General features: G+C 72.8%; 28 protein-coding genes. 13 read left to right on the top strand and 15 right to left on the bottom strand.

The features are described from left to right. Window positions 1-4: 4 nt before the first annotated feature. From FKN01_RS04820 to FKN01_RS04800, 5 genes are all read right to left on the bottom strand, one after another. The gene (locus FKN01_RS04820) at window positions 5-862 is read right to left on the bottom strand and encodes a carbohydrate ABC transporter permease (RefSeq protein ID WP_143616704.1); all 858 of its coding nucleotides are present in this window, start codon (window positions 860-862) and stop codon (window positions 5-7) included. A gap of 1 nt (window position 863) precedes the next feature. After that, window positions 864-1,802, bottom strand: coding sequence for a carbohydrate ABC transporter permease (locus tag FKN01_RS04815; protein WP_143616702.1), 939 nt, complete (start codon window positions 1,800-1,802; stop codon window positions 864-866). After that, window positions 1,799-3,091 (bottom strand): extracellular solute-binding protein, encoded by a 1,293-nt coding sequence (locus FKN01_RS04810; protein WP_143616699.1) that lies wholly within the window; start codon window positions 3,089-3,091, stop codon window positions 1,799-1,801. The genes FKN01_RS04815 and FKN01_RS04810 overlap by 4 nt, the downstream gene beginning before the upstream one ends. Before the next feature lie 90 nt (window positions 3,092-3,181). After that, window positions 3,182-4,201 (bottom strand): LacI family DNA-binding transcriptional regulator, encoded by a 1,020-nt coding sequence (locus FKN01_RS04805; protein ID WP_143616697.1) that lies wholly within the window; start codon window positions 4,199-4,201, stop codon window positions 3,182-3,184. A 123-nt stretch (window positions 4,202-4,324) separates the two neighbouring features. Continuing rightward, the gene (locus FKN01_RS04800) at window positions 4,325-5,005 is read right to left on the bottom strand and encodes a ScbR family autoregulator-binding transcription factor (protein ID WP_260696768.1); all 681 of its coding nucleotides are present in this window, start codon (window positions 5,003-5,005) and stop codon (window positions 4,325-4,327) included. Window positions 5,006-5,388: 383 nt separating this feature from the next. Between FKN01_RS04800 and FKN01_RS04795 the strand changes: the two genes are divergently transcribed. Beyond that, on the top strand, window positions 5,389-6,069 hold the full coding sequence (locus tag FKN01_RS04795; RefSeq protein ID WP_143616695.1) for an HAD family phosphatase: 681 nt from the start codon (window positions 5,389-5,391) through the stop codon (window positions 6,067-6,069). Window positions 6,070-6,082: 13 nt separating this feature from the next. Here the strand turns inward: FKN01_RS04795 and dhaL are convergent, their stop codons facing one another. Both dhaL and FKN01_RS04785 read right to left on the bottom strand, forming a co-directional pair. Beyond that, window positions 6,083-6,745: a dihydroxyacetone kinase subunit DhaL gene (dhaL, locus tag FKN01_RS04790; RefSeq protein WP_143616693.1), complete on the bottom strand. Its 663-nt coding sequence runs from the start codon at window positions 6,743-6,745 to the stop codon at window positions 6,083-6,085. Window positions 6,746-6,785: 40 nt separating this feature from the next. Then, a complete protein-coding gene (locus FKN01_RS04785; protein WP_143616691.1) occupies window positions 6,786-7,784 on the bottom strand; it encodes a dihydroxyacetone kinase subunit DhaK in 999 nt (332 codons plus the stop codon). A 261-nt stretch (window positions 7,785-8,045) separates the two neighbouring features. On the opposite strand from FKN01_RS04785, the gene FKN01_RS04780 reads away from it, so the two are divergent. Both FKN01_RS04780 and FKN01_RS04775 read left to right on the top strand, forming a co-directional pair. Beyond that, entirely contained in the window at window positions 8,046-8,552 is a 507-nt protein-coding gene (locus tag FKN01_RS04780; RefSeq protein WP_143616689.1) for a helix-turn-helix transcriptional regulator, read from the top strand. Between the two features lie 58 nt (window positions 8,553-8,610). Next, a complete protein-coding gene (locus FKN01_RS04775; RefSeq protein WP_143616687.1) occupies window positions 8,611-9,465 on the top strand; it encodes a M23 family metallopeptidase in 855 nt (284 codons plus the stop codon). 207 nt (window positions 9,466-9,672) lie between these two features. On the opposite strand, the gene FKN01_RS04770 is transcribed toward FKN01_RS04775, so the two are convergent. Next, the gene (locus FKN01_RS04770; RefSeq protein WP_143616685.1) at window positions 9,673-10,263 is read right to left on the bottom strand and encodes a S1 RNA-binding domain-containing protein; all 591 of its coding nucleotides are present in this window, start codon (window positions 10,261-10,263) and stop codon (window positions 9,673-9,675) included. Window positions 10,264-10,323: 60 nt separating this feature from the next. Between FKN01_RS04770 and FKN01_RS04765 the strand changes: the two genes are divergently transcribed. Then, window positions 10,324-10,860 (top strand): hypothetical protein, encoded by a 537-nt coding sequence (locus FKN01_RS04765; protein WP_143616683.1) that lies wholly within the window; start codon window positions 10,324-10,326, stop codon window positions 10,858-10,860. A 124-nt stretch (window positions 10,861-10,984) separates the two neighbouring features. Here FKN01_RS04765 and FKN01_RS04760 read toward each other — a convergent pair whose 3' ends face one another. Then, entirely contained in the window at window positions 10,985-11,386 is a 402-nt protein-coding gene (locus FKN01_RS04760; protein ID WP_260696767.1) for a hypothetical protein, read from the bottom strand. Between the two features lie 211 nt (window positions 11,387-11,597). On the opposite strand from FKN01_RS04760, the gene FKN01_RS04755 reads away from it, so the two are divergent. After that, a complete protein-coding gene (locus tag FKN01_RS04755; RefSeq protein ID WP_260696766.1) occupies window positions 11,598-12,293 on the top strand; it encodes a hypothetical protein in 696 nt (231 codons plus the stop codon). A gap of 36 nt (window positions 12,294-12,329) precedes the next feature. Here the strand turns inward: FKN01_RS04755 and FKN01_RS04750 are convergent, their stop codons facing one another. Beyond that, window positions 12,330-13,799 carry an MFS transporter gene (locus FKN01_RS04750; RefSeq protein WP_143616679.1) on the bottom strand — a complete coding sequence of 490 codons (1,470 nt, stop codon included), beginning with the start codon at window positions 13,797-13,799 and terminating at the stop codon, window positions 12,330-12,332. A 157-nt stretch (window positions 13,800-13,956) separates the two neighbouring features. On the opposite strand from FKN01_RS04750, the gene FKN01_RS04745 reads away from it, so the two are divergent. After that, window positions 13,957-14,604, top strand: a complete 648-nt coding sequence (locus FKN01_RS04745) for a TetR/AcrR family transcriptional regulator (RefSeq protein WP_143616822.1) — start codon at window positions 13,957-13,959, stop codon at window positions 14,602-14,604. 10 nt (window positions 14,605-14,614) lie between these two features. On the opposite strand, the gene FKN01_RS04740 is transcribed toward FKN01_RS04745, so the two are convergent. From FKN01_RS04740 to FKN01_RS04725, 4 genes are all read right to left on the bottom strand, one after another. Further along, entirely contained in the window at window positions 14,615-14,869 is a 255-nt protein-coding gene (locus FKN01_RS04740; protein ID WP_143616677.1) for a DUF6332 family protein, read from the bottom strand. 88 nt (window positions 14,870-14,957) lie between these two features. Further along, window positions 14,958-15,419, bottom strand: coding sequence for an iron chaperone (locus FKN01_RS04735; RefSeq protein ID WP_143616675.1), 462 nt, complete (start codon window positions 15,417-15,419; stop codon window positions 14,958-14,960). A gap of 47 nt (window positions 15,420-15,466) precedes the next feature. Next, window positions 15,467-16,120, bottom strand: coding sequence for a glyoxalase (locus FKN01_RS04730; protein ID WP_185992743.1), 654 nt, complete (start codon window positions 16,118-16,120; stop codon window positions 15,467-15,469). A gap of 5 nt (window positions 16,121-16,125) precedes the next feature. Beyond that, window positions 16,126-16,647, bottom strand: a complete 522-nt coding sequence (locus FKN01_RS04725) for a helix-turn-helix transcriptional regulator (protein ID WP_143616671.1) — start codon at window positions 16,645-16,647, stop codon at window positions 16,126-16,128. Between the two features lie 173 nt (window positions 16,648-16,820). On the opposite strand from FKN01_RS04725, the gene FKN01_RS04720 reads away from it, so the two are divergent. Further along, window positions 16,821-17,084 carry a hypothetical protein gene (locus FKN01_RS04720; RefSeq protein WP_143616669.1) on the top strand — a complete coding sequence of 88 codons (264 nt, stop codon included), beginning with the start codon at window positions 16,821-16,823 and terminating at the stop codon, window positions 17,082-17,084. Between the two features lie 23 nt (window positions 17,085-17,107). Further along, on the top strand, window positions 17,108-17,764 hold the full coding sequence (locus FKN01_RS04715) for a DUF6461 domain-containing protein (protein ID WP_143616667.1): 657 nt from the start codon (window positions 17,108-17,110) through the stop codon (window positions 17,762-17,764). Between the two features lie 92 nt (window positions 17,765-17,856). Here FKN01_RS04715 and FKN01_RS04710 read toward each other — a convergent pair whose 3' ends face one another. Then, on the bottom strand, window positions 17,857-18,051 hold the full coding sequence (locus FKN01_RS04710) for a hypothetical protein (protein WP_398931083.1): 195 nt from the start codon (window positions 18,049-18,051) through the stop codon (window positions 17,857-17,859). Window positions 18,052-18,346: 295 nt separating this feature from the next. Here FKN01_RS04710 and FKN01_RS04705 point away from each other — a divergent pair, with 295 nt between their 5' ends. The 5 genes from FKN01_RS04705 to FKN01_RS04685 all read left to right on the top strand — a co-directional run bounded on the left by FKN01_RS04705 (window position 18,347) and on the right by FKN01_RS04685 (window position 25,324). Further along, window positions 18,347-20,461, top strand: coding sequence for a cellulose binding domain-containing protein (locus tag FKN01_RS04705; protein ID WP_143616663.1), 2,115 nt, complete (start codon window positions 18,347-18,349; stop codon window positions 20,459-20,461). A gap of 135 nt (window positions 20,462-20,596) precedes the next feature. After that, window positions 20,597-21,847 carry an NAD(P)/FAD-dependent oxidoreductase gene (locus FKN01_RS04700; protein ID WP_143616661.1) on the top strand — a complete coding sequence of 417 codons (1,251 nt, stop codon included), beginning with the start codon at window positions 20,597-20,599 and terminating at the stop codon, window positions 21,845-21,847. After that, on the top strand, window positions 21,844-23,043 hold the full coding sequence (locus FKN01_RS04695) for a lycopene cyclase family protein (protein WP_143616659.1): 1,200 nt from the start codon (window positions 21,844-21,846) through the stop codon (window positions 23,041-23,043). The genes FKN01_RS04700 and FKN01_RS04695 overlap by 4 nt, the downstream gene beginning before the upstream one ends. Then, complete coding sequence (locus FKN01_RS04690) at window positions 23,040-23,774, top strand: class I SAM-dependent methyltransferase (protein WP_143616657.1); 735 nt, start codon at window positions 23,040-23,042, stop codon at window positions 23,772-23,774. The genes FKN01_RS04695 and FKN01_RS04690 overlap by 4 nt, the downstream gene beginning before the upstream one ends. Then, window positions 23,771-25,324, top strand: a complete 1,554-nt coding sequence (locus FKN01_RS04685) for an FAD-dependent oxidoreductase (RefSeq protein ID WP_143616655.1) — start codon at window positions 23,771-23,773, stop codon at window positions 25,322-25,324. The genes FKN01_RS04690 and FKN01_RS04685 overlap by 4 nt, the downstream gene beginning before the upstream one ends. Window position 25,325: the final 1 nt, after the last annotated feature.

Here is a 25,325-nt window from a genome sequence, read left to right as displayed (position 1 = left end):
GCGTTTAGCCCTTTACTCCGGAATCGATGTCGGTTGAGGTGAAGTGGCGCTGGAACAGGAGGAACAGGACCACCGCGGGGACGGCCAGCACACAGGCGCCGGCCAGCAGGGCTCCGGCCGGGTTGGCCACCGTGCCCTGGAGGTTGGAGAGGAAGCTCGCGAGCGAGACGGCCAGCGGCTGCATGTCCGCGTTCTTGGTGACGAGGAAGGGCCACAGGAACTCGTTCCACGGACCGATGAACGTCAGCAGCAGCGCGCTCAGCACGGCCGGCCGGGCCATCGGCAGCGCGATCCGCCACAGGATGCGCAGCTCGCTCGCGCCGTCGATGCGGGCCGCCTCGAAGAGGGACTGCGGCATCTGCGCGAAGAACTGGCGGAACAGGAACACGGCCGTCGAGTTGATCGCGAAGGGCAGGATCATGCCCAGGTAGTTGTCGCCGAGCCCGTAGTCGCGGACGACCAGGACGTACAGCGGCAGCGTCAGCAGCTGGAACGGGACCATCTGCACGAGCAGGAGGGCCGCGAAGACCGCCCCCTTGCCCCGGAAGCGCAGCTGTGCCAGCGCGTACCCGGCGAGGACCCCGAACACCAGCGTGCAGATCAGCACCCCGATGGTCATGATCCCCGAGTTGAGCAGGGACCGGCCCAGCGAGATCGCGCTGTTGACCGCCGCGTAGTTGTCACCGGTCAGCCCGGACGGGACCGCCGCCGACAGGTCGCCGACCGTCTGCCCGCGCAGCGAGCCGACGATCATGTAGTAGAAGGGGAACAGGAAGGCGACGGCGCCCAGTGACAGCAGCACGTAGCGGACGGCGCTGCCCGCGGAGAAGCGGCGGGCGGGCCCGGGGTTGGTGGCGCTCATGTCAGTCGCCCCTCTCGGTGAGCTTGCGGGCGGCGATCGACACGACCATCACGAAGGCGACGAGAACGACGCCCAGGGCCGCCGCGAAGTCGGGATGCCCCTGCTCGATGCCCTTCTGGTACATCAGCAGGACGGGCGAGGTGGAGGCGTGGTCGGGGCCGCCGCCCCCGGTGAGCAGATACGGCTCGCTGAACAGGTTGGCGCCGGTGATGATCGCGTAGATCACGACGAGCGTCGTCGCCGGCCGTACGCCGGGCACGGTCACCGAGAAGAACTGCCGCACCTTGCCCGCGCCGTCCATGGCGGACGCCTCGTACAGCTCCTTGCCGACGTTCTGCAGCGACGCCAGGTACAGCATCACGAAGAAGCCGAGCTGCTTCCAGGTCACGAACACGGCGATCATCGGCATCGCGAGATGCGAGTTGACCAGCCACGACGGGTCCGGGGCGTGCGAGCCGAGCAGGTGGTTGACGAAGCCGTCCGAGCCGAAGAGGAACTGCCATACGGCGACCAGGGCCACGCTCGCCGTCACATACGGCACGTAGAACGCGGCGCGGAAGAACGCACGCCCCCGGATCTTCGCGTTCAGCGCGCTCGCCAGCACCAGCGAGAGGCCCACCGTCAGCGGCACGTTGATGACGAGGAAGATCAGGATGTTGAGGAACGCCTGCCCGACGACCGGGTCCGTGAAGACGTCCCGGTAGTTCGACAGACCCACCCACGGCGAGTCGATGTGTGTGCCCGGCGCGGTGAAGTAGAAGCGGTGGAAGGAGATCCACACCGTGTAGACCAGCGGGACCGCGAAGACCACCACGACGAACAGCACGTACGGCGAGACGAACAGCGCGCCGGCCCGTGACAGACCGCGCCGCGCCTTGCCGTGCGGGGCGGGGCCGCTGGTGCGCACGGCGCCGGGCGCCGCATCCGTGTTCACGCTCATGACGGGTCCCCGTACTCGTTCAGCAGGTCGGTGATCTCGGAGGACGCGTTGCGCAGCCCCGCGTCCGTGGACTCGCGGCCGAACACGACCGACTTCGTCCACTCGTCGCGGAACGCCTGCCAGATGTCGATGGAGCCCGGCACGTTCGGCACCTCGACCACGCGTTCCGCCTGGTCGGCGAAGGCCTTGTAGGTCGGGTTCTTCGCGAAGTAGGCGGGATACTTCGCCGTCAGGTCCTCACGCATCGGCATCTGGCCGGTGGTCTCCAGGAACTTTCCGTCCTGCGCGGCGGAGCTCGCGAACTTCAGCACGTCCCAGGCGGTGGCCCGGTTCTCGCAGGCACTGAACATCGCCGCGGACTTCTCGTCGCTGAACGAGTGCTTGCCGCTGCCGCCGTCGGCGGTCGGCACCGGCACCACACCGATGTCCACACTGTCCTTGTAAGCGGCCACCGCCCACGCGCCGACGGTCGCCATGGCGGCCTTGCCGTCGTTGAGCGAGTCGCCCGGATACTGCTCCTGGGGCGCCAGCTTCTCCGCGTACAGCGTGCGCCAGAACGCCGCGACCTGACGGCCCGCCGCCGAGTCGAACTGCGGTTTGCCGTCCTCGATCAGCTGCTTGCCGCCGCTCTGCGCGGCGAACGCCGGATAGAAGTCGTACCAGGGCTGGAAGAAGTCACTGCTCGGCGACGGCCATATCGCCGCCTTCGCGGCACCGCTGCGCACGAGCGTCCGGGAGGTCTCGAGGAATTCCTTGTACGTGGCCAGCTTCGGGTGCTCGGGATCGAGACCGGCCTTCGCGAACAGCTTCTTGTTGTAGAGGATCATCACCGGGTTGCTCTTCCACGGCAGCTGGTAGAACTCGCCGTCGGCGGAGCGGTACTGGTCGGTGAGGGAGCCGCCGCGACCGGTGATGTACTTCTCGCCGTCCGGGAAGTCACTGAGGGAGACGAGTCCGTTCTGCTTCTGGAACGTCGGCACCGCCGCCGGTGAGGTGTTGAAGGCGAGACAGGCCGTCGTCCCCGCGATGATCGAGGCGCTGATGGCCTCCTCCGAGGTCTTGCCGGCCGGAATCTGCTGCGCGGTGACGTGCTGGTCGGGATGGGCCTTGTTCCAGGCGGCGACCATCGCCTTGCCCCACTGCACCTCCTGCGCGTTGTTGGAAAGCCAGACCGTGATCGGGCCGCGCGCCGTTGCGGCGGTGGCCGGATCGGGAGCCGACCGGCCGCAGGCCGTCGCCGTGCCCGCGAGAGCGAGCACGAGCAGCGCGTACGCCGTTCTCCTCAGCATGATTGATCTCCGAACTGTTCACGCGCGGCCTCGTCGCCGCACGGAATTCCCGGTCGGTGCGAGCACGACCGGTCGATTGCCCCCGTTACGTCACCGGCGGGGCGCGGGCCCCATCGACGCGCGGGGCACGAACTGGGCCGGTGCCAGCCGAACATGGTCGGCGGCGCCCTCGGCGATGACCGCGTCGAGAGCGCGGGCCGCCGCCTCGCCCCAGCCCCGCGCATCGGCACGGGCGGAGGCGAGCGGCGGGTAGCTGTACCGCGTCAGGGGCGCGTCGTCGTAACCGACCAGCGACAACTGGTCGGGCACCCGGACACCCAGCTCCTGGGCGACCGAGAGCCCGGCCATCGCGGCCAGGTCGTTGCCGTAGACGATCGCGGTCGGCGGCTCGGCCGAGGCTAGCAGCCGCCTGGTCGCCAGCGCGCCGCCCTCGGGCGTGAACCCGCCGGGCAGCACGGGGGCTTCGGGTAGCCCGAGCGCGCGCAGCGTCTGCTCCCACGCGGTCCGGCGCCGATGGGCGTGCAGCAGCTCCTGCGGCCCCTCGACGTGGGCGATGCGCCGGTGGCCCAGCTCCGCGAGGTGGCGGACGGCGGCCGTGTACGCCGGCTCGTCGTCCAGGCTCACCGCCGTCAGGCCGTCGCCCCACTCGGGCTGTCCGACCACGACGGCCGGCAGACCGAGTTCCCGCAGCAGCGCGGGACGCGGGTCGTCGCGGCGCAGGTCGGTGAGGAGGACCCCGTCCACCTGCTGCTCGGAGGCGAGGCGCCGGTAGACGCCCTGCTCGTTCTCCGGCGAGGTCACATGGATCATCAGCCCGTCGCCGCGCTGCCCGATCACCGCCTCCACCCCGGCGATGAACGCCGGGAAGAAGGGGTCGGCCCCGACCTGCTCCGCGTCGCGGGCGAGGACGAGCCCGAAGGCACCGGCCTTGCCGAGCGAGAGGGCCCGGGCCTGACGGCTCGGGGTCCAGCCGAGCTCCCGGCTCGCCTGGAGGACCCGCAGCTTCGTCTCCTCGGCGACACCGGGCCGGTCGTTCAGAGCGAAGGAGACCGTGGCACGTGAGACACCGGCCCGCCGGGCGACATCCGCGATGGTGGGCTTGCGTGCCATGTGCCTGGACCTTCTTGCCGACGGCCGAAGGCGCGTGCCTTCAAACCGGTTTGACTGCTCGAACGAGGACAACCAAACCGGTTTGAAAGGGGGGCGTCAAGAGGTCGGCGCCTGTGATGCCCGTCACCGCGACGCGGTCGGAACACCCGCCCGCCCGGCCCGCGAGGCGTCCGCCTGGGTGGGGATGCGGGCGCGGGCCCGGGCGAGCAGGGCCGCCGGATCGGGGTCCGCCTGGAGCGAGACGAGGGCCATCCGCCACCACTGCTCCAGCCGTTGCGTCCAGCCCCGCTTGCCCGGCATCTCGTCGGTCAGGGTGCAGTGCCCGTAGAACCCGCACACCAGCGCCACGGCGGCTGCCGACGGCTCGACCCCGTCGGCGAGTTCGCCCCGGGTCCGGGCCTGGGCGAGGAGCCGGGCGCAGGCCGCCGCCCAGGCGCCGAACGGTGTCGGCACCGGCGCCCCGATGGCGCGGCGCTCCGCCCACAGCCGCGCACCGGCCCGCGCGACGACGTCCTCGCGGAGGGACTGGGCGACGCGGAAGCTGAGCGCGACCAGCTTCTCCAGTGGCGGGACGCCGGGCGCGGCGTACGCGGCGGCGAGCTGCGGCCAGGTGGCGAACTCCGCCCGGACGACGGCCAGCGCGAGCTTCTCCTTGCTGGAGTAATGGAAGTAGATCGCCCCGCTGGTCTTTCCCGAGTGGTCACTTATGTCATTGACACTCGTGCCCGTATATCCCCGTTCTACGAATAGATGTGCCGCCGATTCCAGCAGCACTTTGCGGGTTTCGCGCGCCCTGTCCTGCACCTGTTCCACCTTCGCTCAAACGTGCTAGCGGTGCGACGTGAAAGGCCGCCGCGCCCCTTCGTAAGGGGTGCAGTCGCATCGCGCGACGATCCTATTATTCATCGCCCGGTACGCGCGGCCGGTGCTTCTTCACACATTCCAGTGCACTCGAATCGGTGATTGCGGAATTCGGGGCCGCCGAAATAACGTAATCACCATGATGTTTCGGACGGGCTGACCCTCGGGGTCTCAAGTCCGTTGCGGCGCCGGCGGAATCGACCTGGCCGCCGCGATCACGGAGCGACGCCCGCGTCCGATTCCCCCCTTCCACAGGTGTGCCTTCCGGCACATGTCTGCGCCCTCGTTCCTCACCGGTCGGCGCAGCCTCTCAGAACGGCGGTTACATGACAGCTCATCGCATTCTTTCCTGGTCCCCGTCCGCCATCGTCTTCGACTGCGACGGCACCCTGATGGATACGGAAAGGCACTGGCAGGAAGCCCGCAACATCACCTTCCGCTTCTTCGGCCTCACCCCGCCCGCCGGGTTCGCCGACCGGGCGAAAGGCGTGCACTACATCGAATGCGGCGCCCTGATGGCTCAGGAGACCGGGAAGCCCGATCTGGCCGAGGACTTCGCCGACACCCTGCTGAGCACCTTCACCGCGCTGGTCGAGGAGGACCCGGTCACCATGCCCGGCGCCGCCTCACTGGTCCGGCTGGCCGCCCGCCACCGCCCCCTCGCGGTGGCCAGCAACTGCCCCCGGTCCACGGTGGAGTCGTGCCGTCGGCGCGCCGGGCGCCTCGGCTGCTTCCAGCACGTCGTGGTCGCCGGTGAGGAGGTACGGCCGAAGCCCGAGCCGGACGTCTACCGGGCGGCCGCCCGCCTCTGCGGCGTACCTCCCGAGGAGGCCATGGCCGTGGAGGACTCGCTGACCGGCATGGAGTCGGCGCGCCGGGCGGGCCTCCGCGTGGTCGGCCTCGGGACGCGTCCGCCGGACCCGGACGGCGAGCAGGCCGACCTGTGGGTGACGAGCCTGGCCGACCCGGAACTCCTCAGCTGGGCCCGCAGCCGCCTCGGCCCCTGACCGGCGGGGCGGATCAGTCTCCGGCGAGGTGCGGCGCCAGCGTCCGCACCGTGCCGGCCGCCGACGCGAAGAACAGCGCCATGCCCACGGCCCCCGGGTCCGGGACGCCGGTGGCCCGCTCGCCCAGATAGCTGGCCCGCCCCATGCGGGCCGCCTGGGAGGCGGTCTCCCGTACCCCCCGCCACGCCTCGTCCGCAGCGGCGGCCAGGGCGTCGGCGGGGGGCGCGTCCCCGGCCGCCCGCAGTGCGGCGGCGGCCGGGGACAGCGCGTCGACCAGCGTCTTGTCGCCGGGCGCCGCGTCCCCGACGCGGCGGATGGCGGCCAGGCCCTCGGCGGCGCCCTCGGCGAGCGCGCCCGTCGTCAGCTCCGGTCCGGACCCGGCGGCCCGGCCCAACGCCTGGAACAGCAGGCCGAACAGCGGGCCGCTCGTCCCGCCGACCTCGTCCAGGAAGGCGGTGGCCAGAGCGCCGAGGTACTCACCGGGTCCGGCCGGCCGCGCCACCCGGTCGAGGAGCGGACCGGCGGCCCGGACCCCGGCGGTCAGGTTGGCGCCGAAGTCGCCGTCGCCCGCCTGCTGGTCGAGCTCCGTCAGCTCGGCCTCCGTCGCGTGGACGGACTGCGCGAAGCACTCCGCCCACTCGCGGGTGCGCGTGCCGTCCAGGGCGTCGCTCGTCATGGGCCCTCCTCGTACGTTCGTCCCGCAGGGGGCTGACCGGTCACCACCGCAGTGCCGGGGTGTGCACGGGTGCGTCGTAGAAGTCCAGGGCGGCCCGGTCGGCGACCATCAGCGTGAGGGAGAACCCCCGCATGTCCAGCGCCGTCACATAGTCGCCCACCAGATGGCGCGCGAGCCGCACCCCGCGGGCGTCGAGCACCCGCCCCAGCTCCCCGAAGACCGCATAGAGTTCCAGCGAGGTGACCGAGCCCAGCCCGTTGACCAGGGCGACGGCGGACTCCTCGGCCCCCGGCCGCAGCGCGTCCAGCAGGGCCCCCGTCATCTCCTCCACCAACGCGCCCAGGGGCGCCTGTTCCCGGGTCCGGGCGGCGCGCTCCCCGTGGATTCCGACGCCGTACTCCAGCTCGCCGGGCGGCAGTTCGAACGCGGGCTCGCCGGTGGCCGGCGCGTGGTGCGCGGCCGAGGCGACGGCGAGCGTGCGGCACCGGGCCGCGAGGCCCGTGCCCAGCTCCACCAGCTCGTCGAGCCCCATCCCGGTGTCGGCGGCGGCGCCCAGGACCTTCTCCAGCAGCACGGTGGCGCCGGTGCCACGCCGTCCCGCGGCGATGTCCTCCGAGTCGGTCGCCAGGTCGTCGTCCACGAGGACCCGCGCACAGGCGATCCCCGCGTCGGCGAGGCGCTCGGCCGCGATGCCGAAGTTGATCCGGTCGCCCGTGTAGTTCTTCACGATGTGCAGGACGCCCCCGGGCCCCGCCACCGCGCGTGATGCCCGGAAGATCTGCCGGTTGTGCGGCGAGGCGAACACCCTGCCCGGGCACGCGGCATCGAGCATCCCCGCACCGACGAACCCCGCGTGCAGCGGCTCGTGCCCGGACCCGCCCCCCGACAGCAGCCCCACCCGCCGCGTCGGCGCGGTGTGCCGGGCGGTGACGAAACCGTCCGCCGCGTCGTACCGCACCAGATCCGCGTGCGCGCGGGCGAAGCCGGACAGCGCGTCGGACACGAGTTCCCCGGCACCGTTCTCGAAGTACCTGGCCATAAGCCGTACCCATCCCGTCCCTGGCGGTGAGGCCGTACGAGCCGACCCGGACGATAATCCCATGGTGTGGGTAACGGTACGCGCGTGGCAACTCGCGGAGCGTGTTTTCGGGGGCGGGCGATCGATTTCCGCGCCGACGAGCTGGGCGCCGCGGAGTCGGTGAGCGGGGAGGCGGCGGGCCGGGACGCGTGATCCGAATGTCCCGCGCGGCACCCCGGGAACACCCTTGCACGCAACTCCGTAATTACGTAACCTCGTCGTATGGATCTGGAGGCGCGTGTCACCGCGCTCGAACGACGCCTGGCCGAGCTGGTGGAGGCGGCCCCCGCCGCGCCCTCCGTCGCGGAGGGCGACTTCTGGGCGCTCGACGCGCTGAAGGCGCGGCACCCGGTGACGGAGGAGACGGATGGGGCCGTGCTGTTCACCGGCGCGGTGCGCGTGCCGACCGGGCACCGCTACGAGTGGCAGTACGGGCTGCTGACCGAGACGGTGCTGGACGACGACTGGTCGGAGGCCGCCACGTCGTTCGCCGCGCTCGGCCATCCCGTGCGGCTCACACTGCTGCGCGAGGTCCTGGGCGGCCTGCGCACCGCCGCCGAACTGGCCGCGCTCGACGGAGTCGGGACGACCGGCCAGGTCTACCACCATCTGCGTCAGCTGACGGGCGCCGGCTGGCTGCACTCACCGGAGCGCGGCCGCTACGAGATACCACCGGGGCGGGTCGTGCCGCTCCTCGTGGTGCTCACCGCCGCACGCCCCGTGACCTGACCGCTTGCGTGCACCGCTGGCGTGCAAGCGTGCACCGCTTACGTACAAGGGGGAGAGCATGTCCGTGGACCGCCGGAAGATCGCCGCGAAGTCCCAGTACGCGCTGTGGGTGATCTTCTTCGCCCAGATCGTCGTCGGGTCGTTCGTGGAGCTGCCGTACAACTACTGGCTGAGCTGGCTTCCGGCGCTCGGTGCGCTGGGGATCGGCCTGGTGACGGCCCGCTCCGCCCGCCACCGGATCAAGAGCCGCCCCCCGGCGCCCGTCGCGGTGGCGCCCCCGGTCACCGGCCGCTGGTCCGCGGTCAACAGCCCGGCCGACAAGGTCCCGAGCCACGGAACGCACGGCCTGGCGCAGACCTACGCCATCGATGTCGTGGCCGAGCCCGCCGGCGGGCCCGCCCGCCCCACACCCGTCTGGTTCTGGCCCGTCGCCCGGCGCAACCGGGACTATCCCGCCTTCGGCGCGCCCCTGTACGCGGTCGCCGACGCGACCGTCGTGCACGCGGAGGACGGCCAGCGCGACCACCTGAGCCGCAGCTCGCTCGCGGGGGTCCTGTACTTCTGGGTGGTCGAGGGGGTGGGCCGGACCATCGGCGGCAGCCGCCGCGTCGTGGGCAACCACATAGTCCTCGACCTGGGCGACGGAAAGTACGCCATGTACGCCCACGTCCAGCGCGGCTCCCTGTGCGTCCGGCCGGGGGACAGGGTCGAGTCGGGCCGCCTGCTCGGCCGCTGCGGCAATTCGGGCAACTCGACCGAGCCCCATGTGCACTTCCAGCTGATGGACGGGCCCGACCCGGAGACGGCGCGCGGCATTCCGTTCACATGGCACGGAGTCGGCGTGCCGGCCGGCGGTGAGACGTTCACCGTCGACGCGGACGCCACCGCCCCGGCGCGCCCCCAGGACGCCTGACCCGGACCACCGGCGTCCCACCCGCCGGCCCGGCGCCGCCGCCGGTCACGCCGGCGGCCCGTCGGGGATGGGTGCGACGTACTCCAGCCTGGAGCAGCGCGTCGAAGGTACGGCTCTCGACCGGATTGAGGCGGACGCCGGGGTACGCGTCGGACTGTCCGCACACGATCGGTGTGTCCCGGTGACGACCGCCGCCGTTCCGCCAACTCATCGCGGGGCCGACCCGACGCCGTCCGCCTGGGCGAACAGCAGCCGTCTCCGCGGCAGGTCGATGTCCAGAACGGCGATGGTGATGTCCGCACCGGCCTCGAAGTCGTCCGACCGGGCGGACGAGGGGAGACCGGGCACCTCCGCGAGACCGTAATTCTCCCTGAACGGCACCAGTCCGACGACCCCGTCCCCGACATCGACGAACACGCCGATGGACCGCACCGCGGTCACCGTTCCGCGCAGGATGTGGCCGACTTCGGTGCGGTAGGCGAGCGCCGCGAACGGATCGGCTTGCAGGGCCCGCAAGGACAGCCTGGCCTCCGCGTTGTGGGTGTCGAAGCCGAGGAACTCGCATGTGACCCGTTGCCCGACCCGCACGATGTCCTCCGGATCGCGGAGCGGCCGCCACGACAACTCGGGCGCCGTGAGGAACCCGACGCCGGGGAAGACGGGGTGCGCGGGGCCCTCGTCCAGTGCGACGAAGACGCCGAACCTCTCGATCGAGGCGACGGTGCCGGTAAGGATCTCGCCGCGGTGCAATGAGCCCAGAAACGTCCACAATTCCGGGCTCTCGGCCTGCCAGTTCATGCCGCATACCCTGGCACGGCCACGGCCTGCGATGTCAGTCCCTGTTCGTAGGATCACGCCATGTCCGAAGCCTTCACGGTCCTGTGGACCCACGACGTCTGCCGGGCGCTGCGCAAGGCGGGCCGGGCGGGCGAGCGACCGCCCGTCGCCTTCAGCGGCGCGCACTCCTCCCTGCCCCGCTGGGCGGGCGCCAACACCGGGGACACGGTCTACGCGCTGCACGTCAACCAACGCCAGGTCTACGTGGTGAGCCGGCTGCGCGTGGTCGACAGGGAACGAGGCACCTGCTGCGGCACGCCTCCCGTCACGTGGCAGGACCCCGCCTTTCCGGGCCACGACGACTGGGCGATGCTCGGTGCGGGTGGCTGCGGCGCGGAGGCGGTGCACGTGGCGGCGACCCCCGTACGCTTCGACGTGCCGGTCCCCGGTGACCTGCTTCCCCGACTGACCTGGCAGAACCGCCGAGGCCGGACACGTGTCCTGAAGTACGTGGTGGACGGCCGCCTCGAGAACTCGGTCAGCCTTCAGGGCTTCTACCGTCTGACGCCGGAGTCCGCCGACGCGTTGACCGGGGTGGTCGAGGGCGCGGCCGGTTGATGCCGGGGGGCCGGTGCGGGGCCGGGACTGTTCCCGGTGGTCACCACCGGTGCGGGCGTCGGGTGGCGGCGAGGAGTGCCGCTACCACCGCGACCACGGCCAGGGCGATCGCGAAGTGGGCTATTCAGGCGCCCGCCGGAGTGGGGCCGCCCCAGGCGTGGGACGTGTCCTCACCTGCCGTTGCCAGCGGATGGAGCAGGCCGCGGGTGAGGAGAAGGAGCACGGAGGGGGCGGCCGGGGCCGAGGCGAGGGCGTTTGCCGGGAGGCCGCGGAGGGCACGACCGACGACGGTCCGGAAGCGGTCCGGCTCGGGCGGAAGAGGCGCGGCCGACGGGGACCCGGTCGGCCCGCCGAAGGACGTGAGGCGCCGTTGCAGCCGGCCGGCGGCCGACGCGTTGCCGGTCAGGGCCGGCAGCAGAGCGAGGACGGTGGCGGGCAGCGCCGGCAGCGCATGGACCAGGAGCGGGCCCGCCCGCAGCGGCAGCGGTCGGCGGCGTGCGGGGAGGACGTCGGGTGCGAGCGCCATGGGGAGCCCCTTCTCGGGTTCGGCGCGATGACCGGACGGTAGGGGCAAGGCCGTGCCGGCGGCGTCATGCCGTGGAGCCGACCCGGCCGTGAGACTTCAGTGGCACACCCACGGGCAGCGCTCTCTCCGGTGGCCGGCTCGGGCATTCCAGGGCGCGCCAACTCCGCGTAAAATCATGGGACTTGCTGGCGCGAGAGAATCAGGAGCCCGAGTGGAACCCCTTCTCCTGCTGCTGTGCGTCGCGGCCGTGTACTGGCTGTTCCTGAGGCTCCGGACCGTCGTCCACAGGCGGAAGCTGCCCGCCCTGTCCATCAGCATGGACAGGCTGGACATCTACCAGAAGCAGGCGTTCCAGGAGATCTGCCGCAGGTCCCCCAGCCTGGGCGCGCGGGTCCACCTGGGGCCCTACTTCGCCGAGCGGAACTGGAACCGCGCCGACGCCCTGCTCGTCCTCGCGGAACCCGTCAAGCACAGACTCCTGCGCGTCGAAGGCTGGAGGTTCGGCTCCTACGCCCTCACCCGCAAGGGGTGGCGCGAATACCGGAAGCACTTCATGTGGACAGGGAGCAGTGACGAGTCGATGCACATAACGGCCTCGGAGGGCGGCTTCGCGGCAGTCAACGTCAACAGCCCGCACGGCGTGGCCCAGAGCAGCGGGCGGGACAGCAGCGCCGACCTGTCCGGCATCTCGTACCACCAGCTGGCGACCGCCCTCCGGGCGGACTCGGAGGGCGCCACGCCCGAGGAGGCGGTCAGGGCTCGCGAATACGCGGAGGACCTGTCGGACGCGGCCGGCGCACAGGACACCGACCGCGCCAACCGGGTGCTCGGCCGGGTCAACGCCCTCCTCGCCACCGCGACGTCCGCCTTCGACCTGACCAGGAATCTGCTGCCGCCCGGCAACTGAGCCCGGGACCGACGGGCCCGGCTGCCGGTGCGCGCGTCAGGCGGGCTCCTCGACGGGGTGTTCCTCGACGCTGCGGGAGTCGGTGAGGCTCAGCGCGCCACCGGCCGCGATCAGCCCGACGACGACGGCGAGCAGCGCGTAGGTGATCCGTTCGCCGTGGAAGAACGACGCGACGAGGTCGCCGCTCCACACCCCGGCGGGCAGCGACGTGGTGACCAGCGCGGCGATCAGGGTGCCGACCACCGCCGTGCCGACGCTGGAGCCGACCTCCTGGGCGGTGTCGTTCAGGGCGGCGGCGATCGAGGTGCGGTTGCCGGGCATCGCGTCCACGAGGGCCACCGCGCAGATCGTCATGACCGTGCGCAGCCCCACGGTCATGAGCACCATGCACACCGCGATCACGGCGTACCCGTGCTCGACGCCCCAGGCGAGACCGGCCAGCGCCCCCGCCAGACAGGCCGCGCCCACCAGACAGGCGACGCGGTGCCCGAAGCGGCGGGCCAGCCATTCGGACAGCGGGGTGGCCATGAGCATCGTCACGATGATGGGCAGGTTGGCCAGGCCGGCCCGGACCGGGCTCCACCCGTACGCGTACTGGAAGTGCAGGATCAGCCCGAACATCACACTGGCCATCGCGATGGACGTTCCGATCTGCGCGAGGGCGGCCCCCCGCACCGTGCCGTTCGAGAAGACCCGGAGGTCCAGCATGGGCGACGCGCTGCGCCGCTCGTGCCGGACGAAGGCGTACGCGGCGGCGACCGCGCCCACGATCGACGCGAGGGTGATCCCGGACAGCCAGCCGTGCTCGACCCCGCTGGTCAGCGAGTAGCAGGCGAGCCCGATGGCGACGACGCTCAGCAGCGCCCCCGGCACGTCGAGCGCGTCCTCGGTCAGATCCTCCGGGCGGTCCGCCGGTACGCCGAGCCGGACGCCGACGCAGGCGATCAGCGCGATCGGGGCGTTGACGAGCAGCAGCCATTCCCACCGCACGTGCGCCAGCGCGGTACCGCCGAGCAGCGGGCCGAGAACGAAGCCGGACATGCCCACGGTGATCATGACGGTCATCGCGCGCATCCGCAGGGCCTTGTCGTCGAACAGGCGGAAGACCAGGGAGTTCGTGATCGGGGCCATCGCGGCGGCCGCCACGCCGAGCGCGGCCCGCAGGGCGATCAGCTCGCCCGCGGTGGAGACGAGGGCGACGCACAGACTCAGCGCCCCGAACACGGTGAGCCCGATGAGCAGCACCCGGCGGCGGCCGAGCCGGTCCGCCATCGATCCGGCGGTCAGCAGAAGGCCGCCGAACGTCAGCGAGTACGCGCCGGTGACCCACTGCAACGCGGTCGTGCCGCTGCCCAGGTCGCGGCCGATCGTGGGCAGGGCGATGGACAGCAGGGTGTTGTCGACCATCTCGACGAAGAAGGCCAGGCACAGGGCGGCCAGCGGCATCCACGCCGCGCGCAGCGAGGGATAGGAGCGGGTCCCGTTTCCGGGTGGGGCGGTAGTCATGGCGCGGTCCCTTCGATCGAACATCGTTCGGCTATCGAACGCCGTACGATGCGCTACGATAGAACAACGTTCGATGAGGTGCAAAGAGCGGGAGGAAGCAGGCATGGCACAGCAGCGGCGCCGGTCCGACGGAGGACGTCGCCGGGCTTCGCACTCGATGGAGTCCGTGCTGACCGAGGCGGTGGCCCTGCTGGACGAGGCCGGCGCGCCCGCGCTGACGTTCCGCGCGCTCGCGCAGCGCCTCGGCGGCGGCGTCGCCAGCATCTACTGGTATGTCGCGAGCAAGGACGAACTGCTCGACCGCGCCACCGACCACGTGATGGGCACCGTCCTCGCCGAGATCGAGAAGCTTCCGGAGAGCGACGACCCCGTCGACGACCTGCGCGCGATGGCCGTGACGCTGTTCGACGCGGTCGTGGAGAGGCCCTGGCTCGGCGCGTACTTCATGCGCAACACCGATGTGCAGAGCAACTCCCTGCGCGTGTACGAGAAGCTGGGCCGGCAGACCCTTCGCCTCGAGCTCGACGCGCGTCAGCGGTTCCACGCCGTCTCCGCGGTCGTCGGTGTCGTGGTCGGCTCCGCCGTCGACATGGGGCAGGAACCGCCGGAGGAGGTCCTTGACGGGGCCGTGGACCGCGAGGAATACCTCGGCCGGTTCGCCACGGCCTGGCGGGGGCTCGATCCGGAGGACTACCCCTTCGTCCACGAGATCGTCGACGAGTTCGACGGCCACGACGACGTGGACCAGTTCCGCTCCGCGCTGGACCTGACCCTGGCGGGCCTGCGGCTGCAGGCCGGAGCGTAGAGCGGCCGGCTCAGTGGCCCTGACGGCGCCGCGCGTCGAACCGGCGCAGCACGCGCACCGTGCGCCACACCCCGGCCGCGGCTGCGAGCAGCGCGCCCGCGGTCAGCGTGTTCTCACGCGCCGGGCCGGTGACGTCGAGCGCCAGGGTGAGCGCGAAGCACGCGGCGAAGACGACCGCCCCCAGCGCGGTGGCCGTCACCAGGGCGAAGACGATCTCCACCGTCATCGCGTCCTTCTCCCACCGCGACTCACGCCCCATGTCCATGGCGCAAGTCTCACATCGCCGTCAACCCCTGCCGCCGGACCGGGAACGGTCCGGCGGCAGGGGCGGGCCGCGGGGGAGTGCGGAAGACTCAGCCCACCGCCTTCCGGACGAGCGCGGTGATCTGCTCCTCGGCGGCGGCGGTCAGCTCGGTCAGGGCGTACGCGGCCGGCCACATGACGCCGTCGTCCAGCGCCGCCTGATCGCTGAAGCCCAGTGTCGCGTACCTCGACTTGAACTTCTCCGCGCTCTGGAAGTGGCAGACGACCTTGCCGTCCCTGGCGTAGGCGGGCATGCCGTACCAGAGCTTCGGGGCGAGTTCCGGAGCGGCCGCTCTGATGATCTTGTGGATGCGCTCGGCGAGGGTGCGGTCGGTGTCCTGCATCTCGGCGATCTTCTCGAGGACGTCCCGCTCCGCCGCCGCCTCCTTCTCGGCCCGGGACGCGCCGCGCCGCGAAGCCGCCTTCTTCTCCTCTCGCGCGTGCTCCTTCATCGCGGCCCGCTCCTCGGCGGTGAATCCGCTGTAGTTCTCGGTGGACTTCGACATCGGCATGGCAGGGGTTCCTTTCGTACGGGGCAGAGCGCGGCGGGCGTGCGGGCTCAGGCGTGGGCGGCGGAGGCGGCGGGCTCCCGGACGAAGCCGTCCGGGTCGGTGAAGGCCCCGGCGGTGCCGCCGAGGACGATTCGGTGGGAGCCGGCCGCTTCGTCCGGGACGCCGAGGTCCTTGGCGAGGGCGCGGCGCTCGTACAGGGCCGGCTTGACGGCGCCGGGCCCGCCGGGCAGGAATTCGGCGTACTTCCCGCCGAAGCTCTTGCCCACGGCCAGGCCCCGGTCCACGTAGAACTGTTTGGCGGCCTTCACGTCCCGCACGCCGATCAGCAGGACGAACTCGTCGATCTCACGGGTGGCGGGCCCGGTGTCCTTCTTGGAGGAGGTCGCGATCTTCCAGATCGTGCCGTCCGGGGCCTGCACCACGCCCCCGTACCCCCACAGCGACTTGGCGGCCGGCTTAAGCACGGTGGCACCGGCGCCGACCGCGGCGGCGACGAAGCCGTCGACGGCGGCAGGCCCGGACACGGTCAGCGCCAGGGTGAAGCCACAGAATCCGGTGCCCTGGGCCGCGCGGGCCCGCAGCCGGATGCGCGTGTCCACACCGAGGGCGGCGTAGAAGCGGCGGGCCTCCTCGACGTCGGCCACCTCGAGGGTGACGCGGGAGAGGGCGACGGCCGGCTCGGTGTCTGTCGTGGTGTCCATGGACTTCACGTTAGGGGCCGGGCCGGAGCCGGGGCTTCTTGATTCCTGACCGCTCTCGCGACCCGTTGCGCCAGGCAGGCCGGCAGCCCCTCGACGCCGGGCGCCACCGCCGCGCCGGCGGCCGGGTCCGCGGTGCTCGCCGCGTCCTGTGCCGCCCGGCGGAACCGCTCCGGCGTCAGGCCGACCAGCTCGGTGAAACGGGCGGCGAATATCCCCGGCGTCGCGCAGCCGACCGCCGCGCACACGGCGTCGACGCCGAGGTCGCCCCGCAGCAGCAGCGTCGCGCGGTCCACGCGACGTGCCGTCAGATAGGCGTACGGGGACTGCCCGTAGACGTCCCGGAACTGCCGGCTGAGACGGCCGGGGGCCATGTCCGCCCCGCGCGCGAGCGCCGCCACGTCCAGCGGTGCGGCGTAGGTCCGGTCGATCAGGTCGCGGACGCGGCGCAGCCGCACCACGTCGGCCGGGTGCCGCGACTCGGCGTGCGCACGCTTCCCGGAAGTGTCTCGTGTGGGTGAGATGTCCATGTCGAGCAGGCTAGGTACGACCGGGCGGCCCCTGCTTCTCGATTCCTGACGAGCCGGCCGGGACGCGCCGTCGGACGGCCCGCCGCTTCCGCCCGCGATGACCAGCCCTTTCCATGCGACGGCAAGGGGCGGCCAGGGGCCGGCGCCCCGGGACAGGGCCAGGGCGGCGGCCAGTGCGGCCCGGCGGTGACCAGCACGGGGTGCGCGGCGAGCAGCGTGAGGCCGGGGGTGTCGCTGAACCGGCCGCGCGCACGCGGGTCGCCCAGCGCCGCGATCCGGTGCCGGCACCGGGCGGCGTACGGGCGAGGCCCGTCGCTGCCGGCCGTCCGGCCCTGCCACCCGCGGTCATCGAGGAGTCGCCCGCCGCCGACGACGGCCGTGCGGTGGAGGCGGCGCCCGCCCTCCCTTCGCTGCCGCCGGCCGTGATGCGTGCGTAAGCCCCCCTGTACGGTGCGGTGTCATGACGCGCGACGTATCCCGCCCAGCGGCACCGCCCGACCCGGCGAGATGGGACGAACTCGTCACCAGGTACGCCTGGGCCGACGCCGACGAGCCGATCGCGTTCACGTTCTCCGTCATCGCCGGAAAGACGGAGGACGAGGTCATACGGGCCTTCGGCGGCGACCCCGGGGCCTCGCGGCCGATGACCTTCGACGAGGCCGCGGCCGAGCAGGCGGCCCACCTGTACCAGGACCACACGCTGCTCGGCGTGGTGACGGCCGGCCGGAACGTCGTGGCCATCGAATCGGGCTACTACGGCGGCATCCCGGAGATCGCCCGTCGGGCCTCGGCCGACGGCGGCGAGTTCTTCAGCCTCTACACGAGCGTCAACGCCGGCTACCAGGTGATGCACGCCCTGGACGGCAGTGTGGACGGCATGTTCGACCCCTCCGAGCTCGAGGACGCGGCCTGGACGGACCCGGAACCGGAGGCCCCCGTCTGGGCGGAAGGAGTCGACTTCCACGGAGAGACCCTGGGCGCCGAGTCCTTGGCGCTCGCGGAACACATCATGGGGGTGGCCATCGACCCAGCCTGGCTGACCGCCCCTCTCCGCACCGTGCTGCTCACCCCGGACTCCGAGCTCTTCGGCCGGTCCGAGGCGGCCTGGCTGCCGTAACACGTGCCGAGCGCGACGGGCGGCCGGGCTTCGAGCGCGGAGGGCACGCCGAGCCGGAGCGACCCGGAGTGCCGCGCGGACCATCCCGGGCGTCAGGGCGCCGGAACGCGGATGACCGGGTGGAACGGTCGCTTGTGGAACCCGCTGCGGACGTTGCGGCACGTCGGCGCCTCGCACATGAAGAACTCGTCCACCTTCGTCCGCCCCGTCTCGCCCTTCAGCCAGGTCTTCTCGTCGTCGGTCAGGGGCCGGTGCATCTCGTCGGAATCGCACGTATAACAGAACAAGGTCTGAGGCTTCACATGATCTCCCAGCAGTTCCGGATGAGCCGGTCATCGACAGTAGGGAAGGCCGCCGCCGCTCCGGAAGACTCCATTCGGCCGATCAGGGCGGATGCGCCGCAGAAGAGGTGGAGAAGTGATCGCGCGGGTGCGTGCCGCGCCGTTGACACCGGGTCGCCCCCCTCCCATTATGGGAGCGCTCCCACGAGCAACACCCCCTAGCCGCAACGGACTTCGCGCGTCCGGCGGCACGCACCGCCCCACCCGCCCGTGCCGCCGAGATCCCAGGGAGGATCCCCCCATGGCGCCATCCCACAGACCCCCGCGCGGCTTGCGCCCCCTCGCGCGCGCCACCGCCGTCCTGGCCGCCTCGCTGGCCGTGGTGGCCTCGCTGACCGGTGCGGCCCCCGCCGCGCCGCGGGCCGCCGCCGACGCGGACGTCGACGTGCAGGTGAACGCCCAGGCGGCGCTGGGCACGCTGACCAGCGCCGCCCGCGGGGTCAACACCGCCATCTGGGACTCGCACATGAACGATCCCGAAGTGGCGGACCTGATGGCGGCGGCCGATGTCGGGGCGATGCGCTACCCGGGAGGTTCGTACGCGGACATCTACCACTGGGAGACGCACACGGCACCCGGCGGCTACGTCGCCCCCGGCACCGGCTTCGACGCCTTCATGGGCACCGTCCGCGCCGCCGGGGCGCAGCCGATCCTCATCGCCAACTACGGTTCCGGCACCCCGGAGGAGGCGGCCGGCTGGGTCAGGTACGCGAACGTCACCAAGAAGTACGGCGCGAAGTACTGGGAGATCGGCAACGAGATCTACGGCAACGGCCACTACGGCAGCGGCTGGGAGAACGACGAGCACGAGGACAAGAGCCCGCAGCAGTACGCGCGTGAGGTGCGCGCCTACGCGGCGGCGATGAAGGCCGTCGACCCCACGGTCAAGATCGGCGCGGTCCTCACCAGCCCGGGGGAGTGGCCTGACGGAGTCGTCGGAGACGGCGATTCCGGCGACTGGAACCACACCGTTCTCCCGGCGGTGGCCGACGTCATCGACTTCGTCAGCGTCCACTGGTACGCGGGCGGATCGGACACCACCGCCGACGCCGCCATGTCCAGGCTGGCCAAACTGCCCGGGGAACTCCGTGAGGTCCGCAACCAGATCGACCGGGTCGCGGGCACGCACTCACCGGACATCGAGATCGCGCTCACCGAGATCAACACCAACACCGGCGGCGCACGGCTCACCGCCCGCCCCAACGGGCTGTTCGCCGCCGACGCGTTCATGACGGCGCTGGAGAACGGCGTGTTCAACGTCGACTGGTGGAACACCCACAACGGCGCGGGGGAGATCACCACCGTCGACGGTGAGACCGACTACGGCGACATGGGCATGCTGTCCAGCGGCGCCTGCACCGGTGACGTCTGCGAACCGGCGCCGAACACCCCGTTCCACCCGTACTACGGGATGAAGATGACCGCCGAACTGGGCACCGCGGGCGACACGATGGTCGCCGCCCAGTCCTCCGCGCAGGACGTCTCGGCGCACGCCGTGCTCCGCGACGACGGGCGGCTGAGCGTCATGCTCGTCAACAAGGACCCGGACGCCGCGCGGACCGTCTCCCTCGACTACGCGGGCTTCACCCCGTCCGCCACCGCGCCGAAGGTCAGCCGCTACGCACGCGGCGACAGCGACATCACCCAGGTCACCGACGGCGGCGCGTCCGCGTCCCGGGTCACCGTGCCCCCGTACGCACTGCTCACCGTGACCCTCGAACCGAAGACCGGGACCGGCCCGGCCGCTTCGGCCGCGAGCACCCCGGGCACCCCGCGCCTGGACGCGGTCACCGACACCACCGCGCGCCTGACCTGGGACGGTGCGACGGGCGCGACCCGCTATCTGGTCCAGGAGCGCGACGGCGCCCACACCCGCCTGGTCGGCGAGACCACCGGCACCTCCGTCACCCTGCGGAACCTGCCGCCGGGCAGCAGCCACACGGTCAACGTGCTGGCGGCGGACTCGGCGGGGCGGCTCTCCGGCGCGTCCTCGCCCCTGACCTTCACCACCGGCACCCCGGCGGACGCCGTCTGCTCGGTGACGTACCACCGTGACACCAGCTGGGGCAACGGCTTCGTGACCACCGTGACCGTGCGGAACCTGGCGGGCACGCCGATCACGGGCTGGACGGTGGACTGGGACTGGCCGACCACGGGCCAGTCCGTGGACTCCGGCTGGAACGCCACGTTCCACCAGACCGGTTCCCATGTGCGGGTGACCGCGCCCGACGGCGCCGGCGCGCTGGCGCCGGACGGCGGTTCGACCGCCTCCTTCGGGTTCGTCGGCGCCAACGACGGCCCCAACCCCGACCCGGCCGTCTTCCGCCTGAACGGCGCGGTCTGCTCGGGCGGCTGACGCCCACGCAAGGGGAGCCCCCTCCGGCCCGGGGGCTCCCCGCACGTCACCCGGTCCGCCCATGCGTGGCTCCTCGCATCGGCCCGCGGAACATGGTCCGCTGGACCGAACGACCGCGCCGGGGCGAGGAGCAGCATGACCGACGAGCACCGCCGGCCCACGGACGCCGTCGTCGTCGGAGCGGGCCTGGCCGGACTGGCCTGCGCCCTGGATCTGTGCCGCTCCGGCCTCAAGGTGGCCCTCCTGGAGGCGTCCGACTCGGTGGGCGGCCGGATGCGCACGGACCGCCGGGACGGATTCCTGCTCGACCGCGGTTTCCAGGTGTTCAACACCGCGTATCCGCAGGTGAAGCGGCGCCTGGACCTGCGAAGCCTGCGCCTGCGGCCGTTCACCGCGGGCATCATCGCCCACACCCGGACGGGCCCCGTCCGCCTCGCCGACCCGACGCGCGAACAGGGCGCGGTCGGGGCCCTGCTGCCGGGCCGGGTCCTCACCGCCCGCGATCTGGGCATCCTCGCGGCGCTCACGGCACGCGACGCGATGCTCCCCGCCTCCTCGGTCAGGCGCCGCCGCGACGAAACCACCTCGGCGGCGCTGTTCCGGGCCGGGCTGTCGGACGAGGTGATCACCGACGTACTGCGGCCGTTCCTGGCGGGGGTGTTCCTGGAGGACGGTCTGGAGACCTCCGCCCGCTTCTTCCACCTCGTCTGGCGGAGCATGGTGCGCGGGACGCTGTGCCTGCCCGCCCAGGGCATCGGCGCCGTACCCCACCAGCTCGCCCAGAACCTCCCCGACGGCGTCCTGCGGCTCGGCGCCCCCGTCGCGGAGATCACCGACACGGGGGCCGCCCTGGCGGACGGGAGCGAAGTACCCGCGAGCGTCGTCGTGGTGGCGACGGACCCCGAGGCCGCCGCCCGCCTGCTGCCGGGCCTGACCGTGCCGGACACCCGCACCGTCACGACGTACCACCACGCCACCGACCGCACCCCGCTCGCCGAGCCGACCCTGCTCGTGGACAGCACCGGACCGGTCCTGAACACCTGCGTGCTCAGCGAGGTCGCCCCCACGTACGCGCCGCCCGGCGCCGCGCTGATCTCGACCTCCGTGCTGGGCGCCGACCTGCCGGGCCGGGAGGGGGCGGTGCTGCGACGCCTGGCCGACCTGTACGCCACCGGCACCGGCGGCTGGACGCGGATCGCCGCCCGCACCGTCGAAGGCGCCCTTCCGGCCATGCGCCCGCCCTGGCCGCTGAGCCGCACCACCCGCGTGCGCCCCGGCCGGTACGTGTGCGGGGACCACCGGGCCACCGGCTCCGTCCAGGGCGCCCTCGCCTCGGGCACCCGGGCCGCCCGGGAGGTGGCCGCGGACCTGGCGCGCCGGACATGAACCGCTGCGACGTGGCCGTCGTCGGGGGCGGCGCGGCCGGGCTCAGCCTCGCGCACCGCCTGACGGAGACCCGTGCCGCGGCCGTGACCGTGATCGAGCCGCCGGACGGCCCGCCGCGCCCGGCGGAACGGACCTGGTGCTACTGGCACGCGGAGGCTGACGGCCTCGCCGACGCCGTCAGCGCCTCCTGGTCCGTGCTGCGCGTGCACGGCGCCGACGGGCGCCCGGTCACCGTCGAACCGGCCCCCTTCACCTACCGCATGGTGCGCTCGGCCGACTTCGAACGCCTGGTCCACCGCCGCCTGGCCCGAGCGGACGGCGCACACGTCCTGCGGGCCACGGCGCACGCGGTCCGCGAGGTGCCAGGCGGCGCCGAGGTCCGCTGCACGCTGCCCGACGGGTCCACGGCCGACGTGCGCGCCCGCCGGGTGTTCGACTCCCGCCCCCTGCCCGCCCTGCCGCCCGCGCGCACCCAGCTGCTCCAGCACTTCCGGGGCTGGTTCGTCCGCACCGCCGCCGGCCGGTTCGATCCCGGGGTCGCCGATCTGATGGACTTCCGCGTCCCCCAGCCGGCCCACGGACTCGCGTTCGGCTACGTGCTGCCCCTGGCCCCGGACCGGGCGCTCGTGGAGTACACCGAGTTCTCCCGCCGCCCGCTGACGACCCAGGCCTACGAGTCGGCGCTCGGCCACTACTGCCGCGACGTCCTCGGACTCGGCGCCTTCACCGTGGAGCGTACGGAGCAGGGCGTCATCCCCATGACCGACGCCCGCTTCCCGCACCGGGCCGGGCGGTCGGTGTTCCGCATCGGCACCGCGGGCGGCGCCACCCGCCCGGCCACCGGCTACACCTTCGCCGCCGTACAACGGCAGAGCCGGGCCATCGCCGCCGCCCTGCGCGAGGGGCGGGTGGCCGTTCCCGCGCCGCACGGCCGGCGGGCGCTCGCCATGGACGCCATCGTGCTCCGCGCGCTGGACACCGGCCGGATCGACGGTCCGGACTTCTTCACCGGCCTGTTCCGCCGGGTCCCCGCCGAACGGCTGCTGAGGTTCCTCGACGGCACGGCCTCGCTCCGCGAGGAGTGGGGCATCGGACTGCGCACCCCCGTCCGGCCGATGCTCGCCACCGCCGCCGAACTGCCCTTCATCCCGCGCCGGACCCGGTCCGCCGCCAGAGACGGAGAGACCCACCGATGACCCTTCTGCGGGACCACGACCTGGCCCGCGCCTTCGACCACGCCTCCCGCACCTACGACGGCCTGACCTCCCTCAACCCCGGCTACCGCACCGACCTCCTGCGCTCGGCCCGCCGCCTGCGCCTCCCCGGCGGCGGCGCCGGACTGCACCTCCTCGACCTCGGCTGCGGCACCGGCGCCTCCACCCGCGCCCTGCTCACCGCCGCGCCCCTGGCCAGGATCACCGCCGTGGACGCGTCGGCGGGCATGCTGCGCCGGGCCCTGGCCAAGCCGTGGCCGGCCGGCGTGCGCTTCCTCCACCTCACCGCGGAGGAGCTGACCACGGCCGGCGAGGGGCCCTTCGACGCGGTGTTCGCCGCCTACCTGTTCCGCAACGTCACCGATCCGGACGCGGTCCTCGGGTCCGTCCGGGCCCTGCTGGCGCCGGGCGGACGCTTCGCCGCCCACGAGTACAGCCTCAGCGGCTCCCGGGCGCACCGGGCGCTGTGGACCGCCGTCTGCCACGGGGTGATCATCCCCGCGGGCACGCTCACCGGCGACCGCGCCCTCTACCGCCACCTCTGGCGCAGCGTCACCTCCTTCGACACCGCGCCCGCCTTCGCCGGCCGGCTCGCCCTGGCCGGTCTGACCTCGGTGCGGATCGCCCCCGTCGCCGGATGGCAGACCGGCATCGTGCACACCTTCCTCGCCCGCAACGGCCGTCCGGCCACGACACCGGAGCACACCCCGTGAGCGCCCGACCCCCCGCCGCCCGACGAGGCCGCGACCGCAAGGCCGAAGTCCTCCTGCCCGCGCCCGGAGCGGCACGCTTCCGACGGGGCGACGCGCCGTCCGTCGCCGTCGTCGGGGGCGGCATCGCCGGCCTGGCCGCGGCGACCCTGCTGGCCGAGCGCGGGGCCCGGGTGACGCTGTACGAGAAGGACGACGCGCTCGGCGGCCGGCTCTCCGGCCACCGCACCGTGCTGGCCGACGGCTCACGGGTGACGATGAGCCGCGGCTTCCACGCGTTCTTCCGCCAGTACTACAACCTGCGCGGTCTGCTCCGGCGTACCGACCCCGCCCTCACACGGCTCGTCCCGCTGCCCGACTACCCCCTGCGGCACGGCGGCGGCCTGACCGACAGTTTCGCCCGGGTGCCGAGGACGCCGCCGCTGAGCGCGCTCGGCTTCGTCGCGCTCAGCCCCACCTTCGGATGGCGGGACCTGGCCGCCATGGACCCCCGGGCCGCGCTCCCCCTCCTCGACGTCCGGGTCCCCGAGGTGTACGAGCGCTTCGACGGCGTCGGCGCGACCGCCTTCCTGGAGAGCGTCCGCTTCCCGCGGGCCGCCCACCATCTCGCGTTCGAGGTGTTCTCCCGCAGCTTCTTCGCCGACCCGCGCCGGCTGTCCGCCGCCGAACTGCTGCTGATGTTCCACATCTATTTCCTCGGCTCGTCCGAGGGCCTGCTCTTCGACGTACCGGCCGAGCCCTTCCCCCAGGCGCTCTGGGAACCGCTCGCCGGGTACGTGGAGGGCCTCGGCGCGGACCTGCGCACCGGGACGCCCGTGCACCGGATCGCCCCTCGGGACAGCGGCGGAGCCCACGTACACACCGGGACCGGCGCCCACCCGCACGACGCCGTGCTGCTCGCCCTCGACACCGACGGCCTGCGGCACACCGTCGCCGCGTCCCCCCGCCTCGGCACCGCGCGCTGGCGCGCCCGGATCGCCGCCCTGCGCACGGCACCGCCCTTCCTCGTCTCCCGGCTCTGGCTCGACCGGCCCGTCCGCACGGACCGGCCCGGCTTCCTCGGCACCAGCGGCTACGACGGCCTCGACAACATCAGCGTCCTGGAACGCTACGAGGGCGAGGCCGCCCGGTGGGCCGCGCGGACCGGCGGCTCCGTCGTGGAACTGCACGCGTACGCCGTCGATCCCGGCGCCGAGCACAAGGAGGTGCAGGAACGGCTCGTCGACCGGCTGCACCGGGTGTACCCGGAGACCCGGGACGCGGGCGTGGTCGACTCGCGGCACGAGTGGCGCTCGGACTGCCCGCTCTTCGAGGCCGGCACCCACCACCTGCGCCCCACCGTGCGCACCCCGCACTCCTGGCTGGCCCTCGCGGGGGACGCGGTCCGCTGCGACCTGCCCGTCGCCCTCATGGAACGGGCCGCGACCACCGGCTTCCTGGCGGCGAACACCCTCCTCGCCGACCGGGGTGTCCGGGGCCAGGTGCTGTGGACGGTGCCACGGCGGGGGCGCTCCCGCGCACTGCGGGCGCTCGCCGCCGCGGGGCGGGCCTGAA

Source organism: Streptomyces sp. 130 (assembly GCF_007096885.1).
Taxonomy (GTDB): domain Bacteria; phylum Actinomycetota; class Actinomycetes; order Streptomycetales; family Streptomycetaceae; genus Streptomyces.
This window is presented reverse-complemented; position numbering and strand designations above follow the sequence as displayed.

Bases quoted from the DNA above. Each gene is read 5' to 3' on its own strand.
- FKN01_RS04715 (WP_143616667.1), top strand. From the start codon at position 17,108: ATGACGCGCGACGTATCCCGCCCAGCGGCACCGCCCGACCCGGCGAGA.
- FKN01_RS04750 (WP_143616679.1), bottom strand. From the start codon at position 13,799: ATGACTACCGCCCCACCCGGAAACGGGACCCGCTCCTATCCCTCGCTG.
- FKN01_RS04760 (WP_260696767.1), bottom strand. From the start codon at position 11,386: ATGGCGCTCGCACCCGACGTCCTCCCCGCACGCCGCCGACCGCTGCCG.
- FKN01_RS04765 (WP_143616683.1), top strand. From the start codon at position 10,324: ATGTCCGAAGCCTTCACGGTCCTGTGGACCCACGACGTCTGCCGGGCG.
- FKN01_RS04805 (WP_143616697.1), bottom strand. From the start codon at position 4,201: ATGGCACGCAAGCCCACCATCGCGGATGTCGCCCGGCGGGCCGGTGTC.
- FKN01_RS04695 (WP_143616659.1), top strand. From the start codon at position 21,844: ATGAACCGCTGCGACGTGGCCGTCGTCGGGGGCGGCGCGGCCGGGCTC.
- FKN01_RS04740 (WP_143616677.1), bottom strand. From the start codon at position 14,869: ATGGACATGGGGCGTGAGTCGCGGTGGGAGAAGGACGCGATGACGGTG.
- dhaL (WP_143616693.1), bottom strand. From the start codon at position 6,745: ATGACGAGCGACGCCCTGGACGGCACGCGCACCCGCGAGTGGGCGGAG.
- FKN01_RS04795 (WP_143616695.1), top strand. From the start codon at position 5,389: ATGACAGCTCATCGCATTCTTTCCTGGTCCCCGTCCGCCATCGTCTTC.
- FKN01_RS04780 (WP_143616689.1), top strand. From the start codon at position 8,046: ATGGATCTGGAGGCGCGTGTCACCGCGCTCGAACGACGCCTGGCCGAG.
- FKN01_RS04785 (WP_143616691.1), bottom strand. From the start codon at position 7,784: ATGGCCAGGTACTTCGAGAACGGTGCCGGGGAACTCGTGTCCGACGCG.
- FKN01_RS04690 (WP_143616657.1), top strand. From the start codon at position 23,040: ATGACCCTTCTGCGGGACCACGACCTGGCCCGCGCCTTCGACCACGCC.
- FKN01_RS04725 (WP_143616671.1), bottom strand. From the start codon at position 16,647: ATGGACATCTCACCCACACGAGACACTTCCGGGAAGCGTGCGCACGCC.
- FKN01_RS04820 (WP_143616704.1), bottom strand. From the start codon at position 862: ATGAGCGCCACCAACCCCGGGCCCGCCCGCCGCTTCTCCGCGGGCAGC.
- FKN01_RS04745 (WP_143616822.1), top strand. From the start codon at position 13,957: ATGGAGTCCGTGCTGACCGAGGCGGTGGCCCTGCTGGACGAGGCCGGC.
- FKN01_RS04730 (WP_185992743.1), bottom strand. From the start codon at position 16,120: ATGGACACCACGACAGACACCGAGCCGGCCGTCGCCCTCTCCCGCGTC.
- FKN01_RS04770 (WP_143616685.1), bottom strand. From the start codon at position 10,263: ATGAACTGGCAGGCCGAGAGCCCGGAATTGTGGACGTTTCTGGGCTCA.
- FKN01_RS04735 (WP_143616675.1), bottom strand. From the start codon at position 15,419: ATGCCGATGTCGAAGTCCACCGAGAACTACAGCGGATTCACCGCCGAG.
- FKN01_RS04775 (WP_143616687.1), top strand. From the start codon at position 8,611: ATGTCCGTGGACCGCCGGAAGATCGCCGCGAAGTCCCAGTACGCGCTG.
- FKN01_RS04705 (WP_143616663.1), top strand. From the start codon at position 18,347: ATGGCGCCATCCCACAGACCCCCGCGCGGCTTGCGCCCCCTCGCGCGC.
- FKN01_RS04815 (WP_143616702.1), bottom strand. From the start codon at position 1,802: ATGAGCGTGAACACGGATGCGGCGCCCGGCGCCGTGCGCACCAGCGGC.
- FKN01_RS04810 (WP_143616699.1), bottom strand. From the start codon at position 3,091: ATGCTGAGGAGAACGGCGTACGCGCTGCTCGTGCTCGCTCTCGCGGGC.
- FKN01_RS04700 (WP_143616661.1), top strand. From the start codon at position 20,597: ATGACCGACGAGCACCGCCGGCCCACGGACGCCGTCGTCGTCGGAGCG.